Here is a 15,108-nt window from a genome sequence, read left to right as displayed (position 1 = left end):
TCTTTTATTCCGGATTCTTTACCGATCGGGACAAGCCTGTGGAAAGACAGGCGTTTTCCCGCCGGTGGTTTCCGAAACCCTATGGTCCGCCGGTCGCGTCGAACGCGGGATCGACCGGAACCTGTAGCGCCGTGGCCAATTGGTTGGTCTTGGCGGCAAGCGAGATGACGCGCAGCAGATCGGCATGCTCGGCCTCGGTCATGCCTTTGGCCTTGGCGGAAGCCGTGTGCGAATGGATGCAATAGCCGCATCCATTGGTGACGGAAACCGCGATATAGAGCATTTCCTTCACCAGCGGATCGAGCGCCGAAGGCGTCGCCATGACCGCCTTGACCTCTTGCCAGGTGCGTTCGAGCAGGTCCGGATCGAAGGCGAGCCAAGGCCACATGTTGTTGATGAAATCCGATTTCCGGGTGGCGCGGATATCATTGAACACGGCTTTTACGCGAGGGTTGCTTTCCGGGTCGCCGGGCGGGGTCACAGTGCTCATCGTTTCTCCTGTCGAACTGCAGCGCCATGCGTCTTTTCAGACGCACAAAGGTCGCTGTAGCACTTTGAATTGCTGCATGTTTTTATCCTTAAATTCGGCTCCGATCTAAGGAAACATGCATGGGTCATCCGGCCGGATGCGCCGAACGACGCATCCCAAATGAATCTCGATATCAGACCAGCGCGAAGACGCGAGCCGGCCCGCCGGTGCCGCCGCGGTGTTTTGGCGCGCCGAGAACCAGAGTGGCGCCTTTCGCCGGCAGCTTGTCGAGATTGGCGGCGGCCTCCAGGCCCCAACGGCCCTCCGGCAGCCAGGCATTATGGGTGGCGAAATCGGGCGAGGGGCCATGGTCGAGTGACAGCGTATCGACGGCGATGCCGGCCGCCTTGGTCTCTTCGAGCAGAAACTTGGCAGTCTCGACGTGGAAACCCGAAAAGTGCAGCTTGCCTTCGGCGTCGGCGCTTCGGAACTTGTCCGTGCCGACATGGGCGGCCCAGCCGGAGAGCATGGCGACGCAAGCATTCTCCGGAATATCGCCATTGGCGGAGACCCATGCCTTGATGTCCTCCGGCGTCACCTGCGCGTCCGGGTTGGCGGATGCCTTCTCGCGGATGTCGACGACGCAGAGCGGCACCACGAGCTTCTCGACGGGCAGTTCGGCGACCGACAGGCCGTCGGCCGAGAAATGCAAGGGTGCATCGACATGCGTGCCGGTATGCTCGTTCACCCGGAGTTCGTAGAGGTTGAGCTTGTGTTCGGCATATTTGAACTTCTGTTCGCGGAAGAACTGCTGTTGACCGAAGTAAGTCGGAAACTCCTCGTGAAGTTCATGGGTGAGGTCGGTGACGCTGCTGTGACCGGTGGCAAGCGCCGGCGGTGCCACGCCCAATCCGGCGACGGCCATGCCCGCCGTTCCGGCGGCGGCCGCGCGGAAGAAACCGCGCCGCGACAGCATCCGCTGCTTTACCGATTCCATAACGCACGCATCGCACATTGTGCTTCTCCTTATATGAGTTCAATGTCGGAACCGTTCGGAAATGCTGGCCAGAGGGAAAGCAGAATAGACGAGCCGGGAACCCTGTAAACATCGCTTCTCTGCTGAAACCATGGAATTCGGAGTCGATCACAGGCGCCATCATGCCGCCAACAAATTCGCTTTTATTACAATTGCGTAATGATGGCATTCCGAGATTGCCCGAACGCGCGCAACTAACGATACTCAGGGCAAATCGGAACGTTCCGCCGGCAGACGCCGCGCTGGAGCGCTTTTTTTATTTGGAGACATGAATGCGCCTTTGGAAGCAGCTGGCGGTCAGCGTCGTTGTCCTCGCCGTGGGGGCCGCCGCCTGGGTGCGCTTTGCGCCGGGAGCGGGCGAAACGCTGGCGGCGATCGGGGTCTCGCACCCCCTGATCGATGCATTGTCCAAGCCACAGAGCGGCGAGGGAGAGGGGGGCAGACAGCGCAACGGCGGCAGTGGAGGCGGTTTTGGCGGTGCGACGCTGGTTGTCGTCAAGCCCTCCGCGAGCGCCGTCGTCAACGACAGGCTCAACGCCATCGGCAACGGCGAGGCGATCCATTCCGTAACCGTGACACCTGCGGCAACCGGCAACCTCACCGAGATCCTCGTCAAGTCCGGCGACAAGATCGCCGAAGGCCAAGTGATCGCACGGCTCGACAGCGAGGATCAGAAGGTCGTGGCGCAGCAGGCCAAGCTGACACGCGACAGCGCTCGGGAAAAGGTCGAGCGCTACCGCAATCTCAGCACGGCGCGCGCGGTGACGGCGGTCGAAGTGCGCGATGCCGAGATCGCATTGCAGGCGGCCGAGCTGGCGCTGAGGGCCGCCGAGCTCGATCTCAAGCGGCGTAACATCATCGCACCATCGAAGGGCATCGTCGGCATCATCACTGTCAATGTCGGCGATTACGTCACCACGTCGACGCCGATTGCCGTCGTTGACGACCGCTCGGAGATTCTCGTCGATTTCTGGGTGCCGGAACGCTTTGCCAGCAAGATTTTCGTCGGCCAGCCGGTGACGGCGAGCGCGATCGCGCAGCCCGGCGGCCAGCTTGACGGTGTCATCCATGCGATCGACAACCGTCTGGACCAGGCGAGCCGTACGCTTCGGGTCCGTGCGCGGCTCGAAAACCCGGACGACATGCTGCGCGCCGGCATGTCCTTCTCCGTCACCATGACCTTCGACGGCGACCGCTATCCGACCGTCGATCCGCTCGCGGTCCAATGGAGTTCCGAGGGGTCCTATATCTGGCGAGTCAAGGGCGACAAGAGCGAGCGCGTGCCGATCAAGATCATCCAGCGCAACCCCGACAAGGTTCTTGTCGATGCGGAACTCGCCGAAGGCGATAATGTCGTGACGGAGGGCGTGCAGCGGTTGCGTGACGGCGGCGCGGTGCGCGTCGCCGGTGAAACGCGGACCGACCCTGAGCAGAAGGTGGCGGGGGACGCGCAATGAATATCGGCATGGGGGGGCATCACCCAAGTGGAGGGCAGGGCGGAAAGACCGGGTTCACCGCGCTGTTCATTCGCCGGCCGATCTTCGCTCTGGTGGTCAACACGCTCATCGTGGTTGCCGGGCTCGCCGCCTGGAACGGCGTCGAAATCCGCGAATTGCCGCAGGTCGACCAGCCTGTCATTTCGGTGACGACGCAATTCGACGGCGCTTCACCTGAAACGATCGACCGTGAGGTCACCTCGGTGATCGAGGGTGCCGTCTCGCGTGTTCAGGGGATGAAGGCTATTTCCTCGTCCTCCTCCTTCGAGCGCAGCCGCGTGACGCTCGAATTCTCTGACGCGACCGATATCGGCCAGGCGGCGAACGATATCCGTGACGCGTTGGGCCGGGTCGCCGGGCAACTGCCGGAGGATGCCGACGAGCCGCGAATCGTGAAGGCGGATTCCGATAGCCAACCGATCATGCGCCTGGCGCTCACCTCCGACACGATGACGATGGAAGACATGACGCTGCTCGTTGAAAACGAGATCAGCGATCGACTGGCGGCGGTCGAAGGCGTTGCCGACGTGAGTGTCTACGGCGACCAGGAGAAGATCTTCCGCATCGACGTGAACCAGGCGAAGCTCGCCGGGCGCGGCCTCACGGCCGCCAATCTTCGCGAGGCACTCGCCAATGCTTCCTACGACGTGCCAGCGGGTTCGCTGACGAGCGCCAGCCAGGACATTTCGGTTCGGGCGACGGCAGACCTGCAGACGCCCGAGCAGTTCGAAAATCTCATTCTCGGCAACAATGTGCGGCTTCGCGATATTGCGACCGTGACGCTCGGTCCGGATACCGGTACGTCGGCGCTGCGCTCGAACGGCCGTCAGGGCATTGGCCTCGGCATCATCCGCCAGGCCCAATCCAACACCGTCGATATTTCCGAGGGCGTGCGCAAGGTGATCGACACGATCTCCTCGGACATCCTGCCGCCGGGAACCGAACTCAAGATCACCAGCGACGATGCGGTTTTCATCAACGGCGCGATCCACGAGGTGGAGATCGCGCTCGGCGTCGCCGTCTTCATCGTCACATTCGTCATCTATCTCTTCCTGCTCGATTGGCGGGCGACCCTCATTCCGACGATCACGATGCCGATCTCGCTGATCGGGACGGTGGCGGCGATCTATCTCGCCGGCTTCTCGATCAACATTCTGACGTTGCTCGCGATCGTGCTTGCGACCGGCCTCGTGGTGGACGACGCCATCGTGGTGCTGGAAAACATCGTGCGCCGCCGTGCGGAGGGGCTCGGGCCGCGGGCTGCCGCCGTGCACGGTACGCTCGAGGTTTTCTTCGCGGTTCTGGCGACGACGGCGACGCTTGCCGCCGTCTTCGTGCCGCTCTCGTTCCTGCCGGGGCAGACGGGCGGGCTTTTCCGCGAATTCGGCTTTGTGCTCGCGTTCTCGATTCTGCTCTCGTCCTTCGTGTCGCTGACACTCTGCCCGATGCTCGCCTCGCGGCTGCTGACGACGGAAGCCCACGCCCATCAGGGCGTGATGCGGCGCTTCGGTGCGCGGGCCTCCGCCTTCTATCGCACGACGCTTCGCGCCTGCCTCAACGCGCCGCTCATCGTCTTCGTGGTTGCCGCCTTCTTTACCGCGGCGGGTGCGGGGGCATTCCTGACGCTGAAATCCGAGCTGACGCCGAATGAGGACCGGTCGCAGGTGATGCTCAGGATCAACGCGCCGCAGGGCGTCTCGCTCGAATATACGCAGGCGCAGATGCGCCGGATCGAGGAGGGGCTGCAACCGCTGGTGAAAGCCGGCGAGATCAGCAACGTCTTTTCCATTTCCGGCCAGGGCGGCTCGGCCAACAGCGGCTTCATGGTGCTGACGCTCGCGCCATGGGAGCAGCGCGAGCGCAGCCAGAGCCAGGTCGTCGCCGACATCAACAAGGTGACGGCGGCTGTCCCCTCCGTCCGTGCTTTCACTATCCAGTCGAACAGCCTTGGTATTCGTGGCGCCGGCAGTGGTCTGCAGGTCGCGCTCGTCGGCAACGATTATACGAAGCTCGGCGACGCGGCGGCAAAGCTCTTGCGTGCGATCGAAGACACCGGCCGCTTCGAAAACGTGCGGCTGAACTATGAGGCCAACCAGGCGCAATTGTCTGTGACGATCGACCGCGAGCGGGCTTCGGATCTCGGCGTCGATATCAGCGGTCTCTCCTGGGCGCTTCAGGCGATGCTCGATGGCAGCAGCGTCGTCGATATCTTCGTGGAGGGCGAGGCCTATCCGGTCAAGCTGCTCTCCTCGACGGCCCCGCTCAACGACCCGACCGACCTGCAGAACATCTTCGTCAAGGCGGGCGACGGCCGGATCGTGCCGATGTCCTCCATAGCCACGATCGAGGAAAAGGCCGTGGCGCCGCAGCTTTCGCGCGAATCGCAGCTCCGTGCCGTCTCGCTCTCGGCCGGCCTGAAATCGGATCTGGCACTTGGCGAGGCGCTGTCGATGGTGGAGGAGATGGCGGAGCCGCTGCTGCCGCCGGGCTCGCGCGTGATGCCGCTGGCGGAAGCGGCGACGCTTGACGAGAACGCGAGCGGCCTCTTCGTCACCTTCGGCTTCGCGATCGTGATCATCTTCCTGGTGCTTGCGGCGCAGTTCGAAAGCTTCATCAGCGGCCTGATCATCATGTCGACCGTGCCGCTCGGCCTCGCCTGCGCCGTCTTCGCGATGATTGTCACCGGCAATACGCTGAACATCTACAGCCAGATCGGCCTCGTGATGCTGGTCGGCATCATGGCGAAGAACGGCATCCTGATCGTCGAATTCGCCAATCAGTTGCGCGACCGCGGCCAGGATGTGCGCAGCGCCATCGAAAATGCCGCCAATATCCGGTTGCGGCCGGTCATGATGACGATGATCGCCACCGTCGTTGGCGCCTTGCCGCTGGTGCTCGCAAGCGGCGCCGGGGCGGAAGCGCGCATCGCGCTCGGCTGGGTGCTCGTCGGCGGGTTAGGGCTCGCGGTGATCGTGACGCTCTATCTGACGCCGGTCGCCTATCTCGTCATCGCCCGCTTCACCAAGCCGCATGCGGACGAGGAACGCAAGCTGCACGAGGAAATGGACGCGGCGGCCGCGCTCGAAATCTGAAGAGGCGACCGAAGCATCGCAATATCAGCGCAGGATGTCCGCGAGGTTTTCCAGCCTTCTTTCCGTGCGGTTGAGGTCGAGGCCCGATAGCAGATCGGCCAGGTGATCCTTCATCAGTTGCGCTGCCTTGTCCGGATCGCCAGTCTCGATGGCATCGACCAAAGCGTGGTGCGCGTGACTTTCACAGGTGGTGTCGCGCCGCCTCCAATAGAGCGCGATGATCAGCGATGAGTGAGAGACGAGATCGCGGACGAAGCCGGTCAGCACCGCTTGATCGGCGATTTCGGCGATACCCACATGGAACATGGCGGAGAGCATGATCGCATCGCTGTCGCGGCCGGCGTGGAGCGCCTCGTGCTCCCTTTCGAGATGGCCGCGCAGCAGCGTCAGGTCCTCGGGCTTTGCGACCTTGGCGGCAAGGGCTGCAACCCTCGGCTCGATCAGGGCGCGAGCTTCGAAGACCTCGCGCGCCTCCTTCGTCGACGGTTGTGCAACGAAGGCGCCGCGGTTGGGCTCGAGCCGCACGAGCCAATCGTGAGAGAGCGCCTGGAGCGCGGCACGGATGACCGTGCGGCTCACCGCGTAGATCGACGCGAGCTCATCCTCCGGCAGTTTCGTACCCGGTGTCAGGCGGTGGCTGACGATCGCGTCCCTCAACCCATGATAGATCGGCGACCACCGCGCCGCCGGCTTTTTGCTATCGTTGTCAGGCCTAAGTGTCGTCAACATGTTCATCGTTTCCGGCGCGCTCGCCCTTGCCGTGCCCGCTTGCCGAAACGCTCCGGGGCCTGTTCGAAGCCCATGAATTCTCATAGGCGGCGCCCTCCGGTCAATCCGCCCCGCCATCCGGTGCGCGCGCTAGGGAGTGCGCGGCATGCCCGTGCCGATCGGCGGAGACCAGGGCGCGTAATATCCGGCAAATCGCTTAGCAAGCGGCGCGGCATAGCCGCCGACCTTCGATGTTTTAAGGCCGAGCGCCGCAACCGTTTCCGCAAGCCGGACCGCGCAGGCGACACCATCGAGTACCGGCACGCCATGCTCGAGCGAGAGCGCGTGGGCGAGATCGGCCATGCCCGCGCAGCCGAGCACGATCGCTTCCGCCTTGTCCTCGGTAATCGCGCGGGCGATTTCGGCGGAAACTTTGCTGCGGGCGTCGGAGCCCGGCAATTCGAGGTCGAGCACGGCGACATCGGAGGCGCGAACCTTGGCGCAGCGGGAGGCGAGGCCGTATTTTACGAGATTGTGCTCGATTGCCGGTACTGAGCGCGCAAGGGTCGTGACGACGCTGAATTTGCCGGCGACGAGAGTGGCGAGATGGAAGGCGGCTTCGCCGATGCCGATCACCGGCGCCTCCGCGGCGCAGCGAGCCGCGTCGAGGCCCGTGTCGTCGAAACAGGCGATCACATAGGCATCCACCGCGCCCGCCTTTGCCATTTCCGCGATGATTCCCGGCACGACGAAGACCTCGTCGAAATACCCCTCGATGCTCGGCGGTCCGTCCTGCGGATTGACCGCCACGATTTGCGTCGCCGGCGACGCCGCGATCTGCGCGGCCGTGCCGATCTTGCCGGTCATCGAAGCCGTCGTGTTCGGGTTTATGACGAGTATGCGCATGTGAGCCCGCCTAGAATTCTCCGCCGAGATAGAGATGCCTGACCCGTTCGTCGGTCAGCAGCTCCGACGAATTGCCGCTGAGCGCCACCACGCCGGTGGTCAGCGCATAGGCCCGCTTAGAGATGCGCAGCGCCATGCGTGAGTTCTGCTCGACAAGTAGGACGCTGACCTTTTCGTCGCGATTGATCGCCACGATCGAGCGGGCGATATCCTGCACCAGCTTCGGGGCGATCCCGAGCGACGGTTCATCGAGCAGCAGCAGGCGGGGCCGCGCCATCAGCGCCCGGCCGATCACGAGCATCTGTTGCTCGCCGCCGCTCATCGTCCCGGCCTGCTGGGAATAACGCTCCTTGAGACGCGGGAAGCGGGTCAGCACCATGTCCATGCTTTGCTGGACTTCGACCTTGTCGCTGCGGGTGAAGGCGCCCATCAGCAGGTTGTCGCGAACGGTCATGAAGGGGAAGACGCGGCGCGCCTCGGGCACCATCGAGATGCCCATGCGGACGATCTCGTCCGCGCCAATGCCGTCGATACGCTTGCCGCGGTAGCGAATCTCGCCGCTGCGGATCTTTTTAAGGCCGGTGATGGCGCGGAGAATCGACGACTTGCCCGCCCCGTTGGCGCCGATCAGCGCGACGGTCTCGCCTTCATGGACTTCGATCGAGACGCCCTTCAGGGCGTAAACATGATCGTAGTAGAGCTCGACACCCTCGAATTTCAGCAGTGGTTCCATGGCCTACAATCCGATCGATTCGTCTTCGGCGCCGAGATAGGCTTCGATGACCTTGGGGTTCTGCTGGATTTCCGCCGGTATGCCCTCGGCGATCTTCTGGCCGAAGTTGAGCACGACGATGCGGTCGGAAATGTTCATGACGGCCGGCATGTCATGCTCGACCAGCAGCACCGTGATGCCGCGTTCGCGCAGCCTCCGCACGATCTCGACCGCGCGCCGGGTTTCGTCGCGGTTCATCCCGGCGAAAGGTTCGTCGAGCAGGATGACGGAAGGATCGGTAGCAAGCGCAATCGCAATGCCGAGGGCGCGCAGATGGCCGTGGGGCAGGGTGCTGGCGACCTCGCCGCGCATCGGCTCCAATCCAAGGAAGGCAAGAATCTCGTCCGCCGACGTGCCGAAAGCGTCGAGGTCGCTCCGCGCGGCGGCACTGCCGAAATAGAAACCGGCGAGGCTGGCGCGCGAGCGCAGGTGATGGGCCGTCACGACATTGTCGCGCACGGTCATATCCTTGAAGATCGTCGTTTCCTGGAAAGTTCGCACCACGCCCTTGCGGGCGGTGATATGCGGCGCAAGCCCGGAGATGCGCTCTCCCTTGAAGCGCACCTCGCCGTCGGTCGGCCTGAGGAAGGACGAGATCAGCTTGAACAAGGTCGACTTGCCCGCGCCGTTCGGTCCGATCACCGATAGGATCTCGCGCTCGCGGACAGAGAACGAGACGTCGTTGACCGCGATAAGGCCGCCGAAGCGCTTGGTGAGCCCGACGATTTCCAGGATGTCCGGCATCGCTAAAGGCTCCTCTTGCGGGGCAGTGCCAGGCTCAGGAGGCCATTGGGCAGGATCAGCATCAGCACGATCAGCACGGTCGAGAAGATCAGAAGCTGGAATTCGCCCGTCTGGAACAGGAGGTCCCAGCCGAAATAGAGCACGAAAGTGCCGAGCATCGGCCCGAGCACGTAGCCGAGTCCGCCGAGGAAGCAGTTGAGCATGAAATTGACCGAGTCGGCGACGGTGAAGCTCGACGGATAAATCGATTGGGAGATCGAGGCGAACATGGCTCCGCCGACGCCGCCGAGGAAGGACGACAGCGCATAGGCGATGACACGGAGATAGCCGATGTTGACGCCGATCGATGAGGCGAGTTCCTCGTTCTGCTGCAGCGATTGGCAGAGCTGCCCGATGCGCGAGTGCGCCAGCCGATAGAGCCCGAGGAAACAGAGCGCCATCAGCAGGACGGAGGCTATGTAGAAGGCGAGCCGGGGATTGGCCAGCGTCGCAAAATCCGGAATGAGTGTAAGGCCGAAGAAGCTGATGCCGGACGGCAGTGGAATGCTGACAATGCCACTGGCGCCGTTGGTGATCGGCAGGGCAAGCGCTAGGAGGCGGGCGACCTCCGTCAGTACCAATGTGACCATCGCGAAATAGACGCCGCGCAGGCGCAGAATCGGCACGCCGATGAGCACGCTCGCGGCGGCGCAGAAGAGGCCCGCTACTGGCAGGGTCAGCCAAAACGACACGCCGTAGTTCATGACCAGGATGGCCGAGACATAGCCGCCCATCAGGGCATAGGCGCCCTGGCCGATATTGATGCGGCCGATATAGAAGGTGATCCACACGCCGGCGCTGATAATGCTGAGCAGCGCCACCGATGTCAGCGTGTAATAGAGGTCGCTTCGCCCCGTAGCGGCGATCAGCAGCGGGACACCCACGAGCAGCACCAAGAGAAAAAGGGCTGACGAGGCGATCTTGATAGCGGTGGTCGATGACTTGCGCATCGCATCAGCCCCAGGGTTTGCCCATCAGCCCATGCGGGCGGATGCTCAGGAAGATCATCAGCAATGCGAAGATGACGAGGTAGGTTATGTCGCCATATTCGCGCAGCACGGTAAGGCCGACCGATTCCATCATGCCGAGAATGAAGCCGCCGGCGATCGCGCCGCCGACGACGCCGGCGCCGCCGATCATCACCATCAGGAAGGCCTTGATCGATATCGGTCCGCCGATGCCGGAATTGACGCCGGTGATGCTGACGAGCAACCCGCCGACGACACCGGCAAGCATGGCCCCGAGCGCGAAGCCGATCATCGAATAGCGCTCGACCTTGACGCCCATCAACTGGGCGGCGACGCGGTCCTGCGCCAGCGCCCGCATGGCGCGACCGGGCTTGCTGTACTGCATGAAGAGCATGAAGGCGGCGATCATCAGGATCGCGACGACGCCGACCACGATGCGATCGTAGGGCAGGATCACCCGGTCGGAAACGAAGACGCCGCTGATGATCTTCGGCACGCCGCGCTGCTTCTCGCCAAAGAGCAGCAGTATGACCGCATCGAGGAAAAACGCCGTCGCGGCTGCGAGCAGCATCGTGCTTTCCTCGCGCTTGCTGCGGCGGATTACCGGCCGGAAGAGAAACTTTTCCAGAAGCGCTCCGACGACCGCGAGCGTCACCCCCGAGCAGATCAGCGCGACGACGAAGGGCAGCTTGAGCTGGCCGTAAACCGAGTAGGTCACGAAGCCGCCCAGCACATACATCTGCCCGTGCGCGAAATTGAGCACGTTCATAAGGGCGAAGATCAGCGTCAGCCCGAGCGCGATCAACGCGTACTGGGCGCCGACATAAAGCCCGTTGGCAATCACCTGTTCCATGGCGGCGGATCCAGCGGTGTGGAGGTTCGGTTCACTCCCGAACCTCGATTGATCCTGTCGGAGCGCGGTCAGAAGACGTGCGGTCTTGCATTCGGCCGCGCCCCTTGCTTCGTCACCAAGCGAACGTCAGTCCACTTCGCCGACGAACAGCGTCTGGAATTCGCCATCCTTGAATTCGGTCACCACCATCGGGACGGAGAGTTGCCGCTTCTGACCGAAGGAGGTCATGCCGACATATTTCAGCGTGCTGTCCTTGGCGTAGGGATTGGGCGCCGAGAAGGTGTCCATGGTCTTCTTGAATTCCTCGACATTGTCGATCGCCTTCGGGTTCGCCTTCAGCGTTTCGATAATGTATTCGAGCGCATAGACCTTGGTGTTGGACTCGTCATTGTACTCGCCGAACTTCTTGGTGTAGCGATCTATGAACTCCTCCATCAGCGGCGTGCGGATTTCCGGCGTCGAGGCGCCGCCGACCGATATGAAGCCGTTGGCGAGTTCGCCGGCACCCTCCTGCAAGACAGTCGCGTCCTGCGCAGTCTCGGCCGAGATCAGGCCCTCATAGCCGAGTTCGCGCGCCGCGCGGATGAGGAGCGGCGCATTGGCCGGGGCGACCCCGGAAAGGACGAGCAGATCCGGCTTCAACTGGACGATAGGTGTGAGGACCGGCGTGAAGTCGCGGGTGTCGGTCTGGTAGGTATCGGTCTCTGCCACCACTTCGAGCCCGAGTTCCTTGGCGGCGGCAACGCCGCTGTCGCGCTGGCTCAGCGGATCGGATTCGTTGGCGGCGACGAAGGCAACCTTCTTCACGCCTTTGTTTTCCTTGAGATATTTATAGATTGCTGGTCCGGACTGATAGTTGGCGACCATGCCGAGCACCGCATTCGAGGCCGGCGGCGTATAGAGTGGTTTCGGGAAGGCGTAGGGGAAATAGATGATCCCCTTGGATTCGGCCACGGGCCGGACGGCAGCGGCGCCGTCGTCGACATTCGGCCCGACGACATAGTGAATGCCTTCCTGGGCCATCTTTTCCATGCCGGCGATGGCGCGCTTGGGATCCTTCTGGTCGTCGAAGGTAACAATGCGGATGTTGTAGGTGTCGTCGCCAATCTTCACGCCGCCGGTCTCGTTCAGCCAGTCGGCGCGCGTCTGCATCGAACGCACATTGGACGTGCCCCAGGCCGCGGCAGGGCCGCTGGTAACACCGACGAAACCGATCTTGAGCTCCTTGTTCTCAGCCTGCGCGGAAAAGGCTCCTCCCGCTGCGATTGCCAGGAATGACACGGCGCCGAGCGCCAGCGATTTCAATGTCGAGCGTCTGTTGATCATCTCACTCCCCATCCGTTGCATCCGGCGCGCTCTCGCGATGCGGATAGGTTAAGGAAATCCTAAAGTACATGATTGTCAACATTGATGTTCTATTTTGTATACAAAATCGATTCCGCACTGCGAAAGCGTGAGCTGGCGCAGCGAGGCTCGTGGCTCAGCTCGGATGGAGAGAAGCGGATAGGCTGCGGGGCATCCGCGAGCGGGGTGGGCGTTGCTTCGTGCTCGGTCAGCGGGGTTGCGCCCCGCCGTTGCTCAAATCCCGCGAGCAGCGGCAATCAGATAAATGGCGGCCGCGATCGCGCCGAGGGCGCTCCTGCCCGCGTGCAGCCGGCCCCAGCGCGCAAGAAGGCCGCGGGTTTCCTCGTTCGCCTGGTCCGGCGCGGTTGCTTCCAGGCGGTTGTTGACCGGCATGATGATGAGCAACGTGTAGGGCCAGTTCAGGATGATGACCGCCGCCCCGAGGCCCCAGAGCGGATTGCCCGTCCACCACCATGCCGCGGCGCCGAGGAGGCCGGAAATGATGGCGAGAGACGCCTGCATCTCGAAGCCCCGCCGATAGGCCGGGACCCACTGCGCGAGCGCGGCGCGATCATCGAGGTGCAATCTCGCCGGTTGCTCGGCGACATTGATATAAATCGCGGCGCCGAAGAAGATGGACGCGGTGACCAAAGCGAGCAGGCCGAACATTCGACATTCTCCCGTTTTCAGGCATGATAGCCGATGCCGCAAACAAAAGCTGCACTATCCGCTCTTGCTGACGGCCGCACGCGCATCGCGGGTAGTCAGCGGCCGGACTTTGTGACAAGCGGGTATCACCCGCGGCGATTTCGCGCGGGTTCTGGCCCTGGAGATGACGTGAACTTCTGGACAAATTGATTCCGATTTGCACAGTAGCGCCTTGAATTGTAAGCGCTTCCCACTCGGTCCTGCTCAGGCGTTGCATTCGCTTGAGCGCGCTCCGGGAGGATGCTGCAGGATCACGATGGCCTTGGCCAAGCGGATGCCAGGTCGTTGTGGGCGGTTCTACTGCATGGTTCCCTAAGCCGCGATCGAGTAAAGGAACCATGCAGTGTTGAAAGTGTTGCAGGCTGCAAGAGTTTGGAGCGGGATGCGAGCAGAAGGCAGGGCGCATTTTCCTCATCCCGAGGCGGGCATAATTCCTTAATTCGGGATCGAATTGAGGATAAATTGTCCGGGAGTTCAAAATGTTATGGCGGTTTTCGGGCGCCCATGGGTGCACGGGGGACGTGGAAAGGGTTTTTGTGGCATTGAAGGCAATCAGGGCCGGAGCAAGGAACGAGAGCGGCATCGTGGCGGTCAAGGCGCTTCTTGCGGCCCGCTTCGGAGATCGGTTCCAGACAGGCGAGGCGATCCGCGCCCAGCATGCCCACACGACAACCTACATTCCCGCGCAATTGCCGGACGCGGTCGTTTTTCCCGAGAATGCCGCCGAGGTGCGTGAGATCGTCGAGATCGCCGGTGCGCACCGGGTGCCGCTCATTCCCTTCGCCACGGGCTCCTCTCTCGAAGGCCACGTCAACGCGCCCTTCGGCGGCATTTCGGTCGACATGATGCGGATGAACCGCGTGCTTGCCGTCAACGCCGAAGATCTGGATTGCACCGTCGAGCCGGGCGTGACGCGCGAAGAGTTGAACACCTATCTGCGTGATACCGGACTGTTCTTTCCGATCGACCCGGGCGCGAACGCCTCGATCGGTGGCATGACCTCGACGCGCGCTTCCGGCACCAATGCCGTGCGCTACGGCACCATGAAGGACAACGTGCTTGCGCTAACCGCCGTCGTTGCCGGCGGCCGCGAGATCAAAACCGCCCACCGGGCGCGCAAATCCTCGGCCGGCTATGACCTGACGCGGCTTTTCGTCGGGGCTGAAGGCACGCTCGGCATCATCACCTCGGTCACGCTGCGCCTGCAGGGCATACCGGAGGTGATCTCCGGCGGCGTCTGCCCGTTCCCGACGATTGAAGACGCCTGCAATGCGGTTATCCTGACGATCCAGTCCGGCATTCCCGTGGCCCGGATCGAGCTGCTCGATGCGCTCCAGATGAAGGCTTGCAACTCCTATTCCGGCCTGAGTTATGAGGAGATCCCGACGCTCTTCGTCGAGTTTCACGGCAGCGCCGACAGCGTCGAGCTGCAATCGCGCCAATTCGCCGAAATAGCGTCGGAATTCGGTTCTACAGGTTTCATCTGGACGACCAATCCGGAAGAACGGGCGCGGCTCTGGAAGGCGCGGCACAATGCCTATTGGGCGCAGAAGAGCCTGATGCCCGGAGGCGCGATCCTGTCGACGGATGTCTGCGTGCCGATCTCGCGGCTTGCCGACTGCGTGGCGGCGACGCACGAGGACATTGCCGAGCATGGATTGATCGCACCGATCGTCGGCCACGCCGGCGACGGCAATTTTCACGTCGGGCTGCTTTTCGACGATAAGGACGCTGCCGATGTGGCGCGGGCGGAGGCCTTCGTCGAGCGGCTGAATGCGCGGGCACTGTCGATGGACGGCACCTGCACGGGCGAACACGGGATCGGCCAGGGCAAGATGCCTTTTCTCGCGGCCGAACTCGGCGATGCACTGGATCTGATGCGGCAGATCAAGGGCGCGCTCGATCCGGACAATATCTTCAACCCGGGCAAGATCTTTGCCTGACGCTGACGGATGGCTTAATTCCGCCAACAG

13 protein-coding genes are annotated in these 15,108 nt (G+C 62.8%); 3 read left to right on the top strand and 10 right to left on the bottom strand.

Going from position 1 to position 15,108, the window contains the following annotated elements:
• Positions 1–79: 79 nt before the first annotated feature.
• Together PYH37_RS23065 and PYH37_RS23060 are read right to left on the bottom strand one after the other, a co-directional pair.
• Complete coding sequence (locus tag PYH37_RS23065) at positions 80–490, bottom strand: carboxymuconolactone decarboxylase family protein (protein ID WP_280733746.1); 411 nt, start codon at positions 488–490, stop codon at positions 80–82.
• 172 nt (positions 491–662) lie between these two features.
• A complete protein-coding gene (locus tag PYH37_RS23060) occupies positions 663–1,484 on the bottom strand; it encodes a cyclase family protein (protein ID WP_280733744.1) in 822 nt (273 codons plus the stop codon).
• A gap of 293 nt (positions 1,485–1,777) precedes the next feature.
• On the opposite strand from PYH37_RS23060, the gene PYH37_RS23055 reads away from it, so the two are divergent.
• Positions 1,778–2,962, top strand: a complete 1,185-nt coding sequence (locus PYH37_RS23055; RefSeq protein WP_280733743.1) for an efflux RND transporter periplasmic adaptor subunit — start codon at positions 1,778–1,780, stop codon at positions 2,960–2,962.
• A complete protein-coding gene (locus PYH37_RS23050) occupies positions 2,959–6,093 on the top strand; it encodes an efflux RND transporter permease subunit (RefSeq protein ID WP_280733742.1) in 3,135 nt (1,044 codons plus the stop codon). The genes PYH37_RS23055 and PYH37_RS23050 overlap by 4 nt, the downstream gene beginning before the upstream one ends.
• Positions 6,094–6,117: 24 nt before the next feature.
• Here the strand turns inward: PYH37_RS23050 and PYH37_RS23045 are convergent, their stop codons facing one another.
• The 8 genes from PYH37_RS23045 to PYH37_RS23010 all read right to left on the bottom strand — a co-directional run bounded on the left by PYH37_RS23045 (position 6,118) and on the right by PYH37_RS23010 (position 13,096).
• On the bottom strand, positions 6,118–6,822 hold the full coding sequence (locus tag PYH37_RS23045) for a GntR family transcriptional regulator (RefSeq protein ID WP_280733741.1): 705 nt from the start codon (positions 6,820–6,822) through the stop codon (positions 6,118–6,120).
• Positions 6,823–6,951: 129 nt separating this feature from the next.
• Positions 6,952–7,707: an aspartate/glutamate racemase family protein gene (locus PYH37_RS23040; RefSeq protein ID WP_280733740.1), complete on the bottom strand. Its 756-nt coding sequence runs from the start codon at positions 7,705–7,707 to the stop codon at positions 6,952–6,954.
• 10 nt (positions 7,708–7,717) lie between these two features.
• Positions 7,718–8,440: an ABC transporter ATP-binding protein gene (locus PYH37_RS23035; protein WP_280733739.1), complete on the bottom strand. Its 723-nt coding sequence runs from the start codon at positions 8,438–8,440 to the stop codon at positions 7,718–7,720.
• 3 nt (positions 8,441–8,443) lie between these two features.
• Positions 8,444–9,223 carry an ABC transporter ATP-binding protein gene (locus tag PYH37_RS23030; RefSeq protein ID WP_280733738.1) on the bottom strand — a complete coding sequence of 260 codons (780 nt, stop codon included), beginning with the start codon at positions 9,221–9,223 and terminating at the stop codon, positions 8,444–8,446.
• Positions 9,224–9,225: 2 nt separating this feature from the next.
• Entirely contained in the window at positions 9,226–10,212 is a 987-nt protein-coding gene (locus PYH37_RS23025; protein WP_280733737.1) for a branched-chain amino acid ABC transporter permease, read from the bottom strand.
• Positions 10,213–10,216: 4 nt separating this feature from the next.
• The gene (locus PYH37_RS23020; RefSeq protein ID WP_280733735.1) at positions 10,217–11,083 is read right to left on the bottom strand and encodes a branched-chain amino acid ABC transporter permease; all 867 of its coding nucleotides are present in this window, start codon (positions 11,081–11,083) and stop codon (positions 10,217–10,219) included.
• 126 nt (positions 11,084–11,209) lie between these two features.
• Complete coding sequence (locus PYH37_RS23015; protein WP_280733734.1) at positions 11,210–12,409, bottom strand: ABC transporter substrate-binding protein; 1,200 nt, start codon at positions 12,407–12,409, stop codon at positions 11,210–11,212.
• A 252-nt stretch (positions 12,410–12,661) separates the two neighbouring features.
• Positions 12,662–13,096 (bottom strand): anthrone oxygenase family protein, encoded by a 435-nt coding sequence (locus tag PYH37_RS23010; protein ID WP_280733733.1) that lies wholly within the window; start codon positions 13,094–13,096, stop codon positions 12,662–12,664.
• A gap of 575 nt (positions 13,097–13,671) precedes the next feature.
• Here PYH37_RS23010 and PYH37_RS23005 point away from each other — a divergent pair.
• Entirely contained in the window at positions 13,672–15,078 is a 1,407-nt protein-coding gene (locus PYH37_RS23005; RefSeq protein ID WP_280733731.1) for an FAD-binding oxidoreductase, read from the top strand.
• The last annotated feature ends 30 nt before the right edge of the window (positions 15,079–15,108 follow it).

The sequence above is a fragment of the Sinorhizobium numidicum genome (assembly GCF_029892045.1).
Taxonomy (GTDB): domain Bacteria; phylum Pseudomonadota; class Alphaproteobacteria; order Rhizobiales; family Rhizobiaceae; genus Sinorhizobium; species Sinorhizobium numidicum.
This window is presented reverse-complemented; position numbering and strand designations above follow the sequence as displayed.

Excerpts from the sequence above, each read along its gene's own strand:
- PYH37_RS23065 (WP_280733746.1), bottom strand. The coding sequence starts at position 490 with ATGAGCACTGTGACCCCGCCCGGCGACCCGGAAAGCAACCCTCGCGTA.
- PYH37_RS23060 (WP_280733744.1), bottom strand. The coding sequence starts at position 1,484 with ATGTGCGATGCGTGCGTTATGGAATCGGTAAAGCAGCGGATGCTGTCG.
- PYH37_RS23055 (WP_280733743.1), top strand. The coding sequence starts at position 1,778 with ATGCGCCTTTGGAAGCAGCTGGCGGTCAGCGTCGTTGTCCTCGCCGTG.
- PYH37_RS23050 (WP_280733742.1), top strand. The coding sequence starts at position 2,959 with ATGAATATCGGCATGGGGGGGCATCACCCAAGTGGAGGGCAGGGCGGA.
- PYH37_RS23045 (WP_280733741.1), bottom strand. The coding sequence starts at position 6,822 with ATGTTGACGACACTTAGGCCTGACAACGATAGCAAAAAGCCGGCGGCG.
- PYH37_RS23040 (WP_280733740.1), bottom strand. The coding sequence starts at position 7,707 with ATGCGCATACTCGTCATAAACCCGAACACGACGGCTTCGATGACCGGC.
- PYH37_RS23035 (WP_280733739.1), bottom strand. The coding sequence starts at position 8,440 with ATGGAACCACTGCTGAAATTCGAGGGTGTCGAGCTCTACTACGATCAT.
- PYH37_RS23030 (WP_280733738.1), bottom strand. The coding sequence starts at position 9,223 with ATGCCGGACATCCTGGAAATCGTCGGGCTCACCAAGCGCTTCGGCGGC.
- PYH37_RS23025 (WP_280733737.1), bottom strand. The coding sequence starts at position 10,212 with ATGCGCAAGTCATCGACCACCGCTATCAAGATCGCCTCGTCAGCCCTT.
- PYH37_RS23020 (WP_280733735.1), bottom strand. The coding sequence starts at position 11,083 with ATGGAACAGGTGATTGCCAACGGGCTTTATGTCGGCGCCCAGTACGCG.
- PYH37_RS23015 (WP_280733734.1), bottom strand. The coding sequence starts at position 12,409 with ATGATCAACAGACGCTCGACATTGAAATCGCTGGCGCTCGGCGCCGTG.
- PYH37_RS23010 (WP_280733733.1), bottom strand. The coding sequence starts at position 13,096 with ATGTTCGGCCTGCTCGCTTTGGTCACCGCGTCCATCTTCTTCGGCGCC.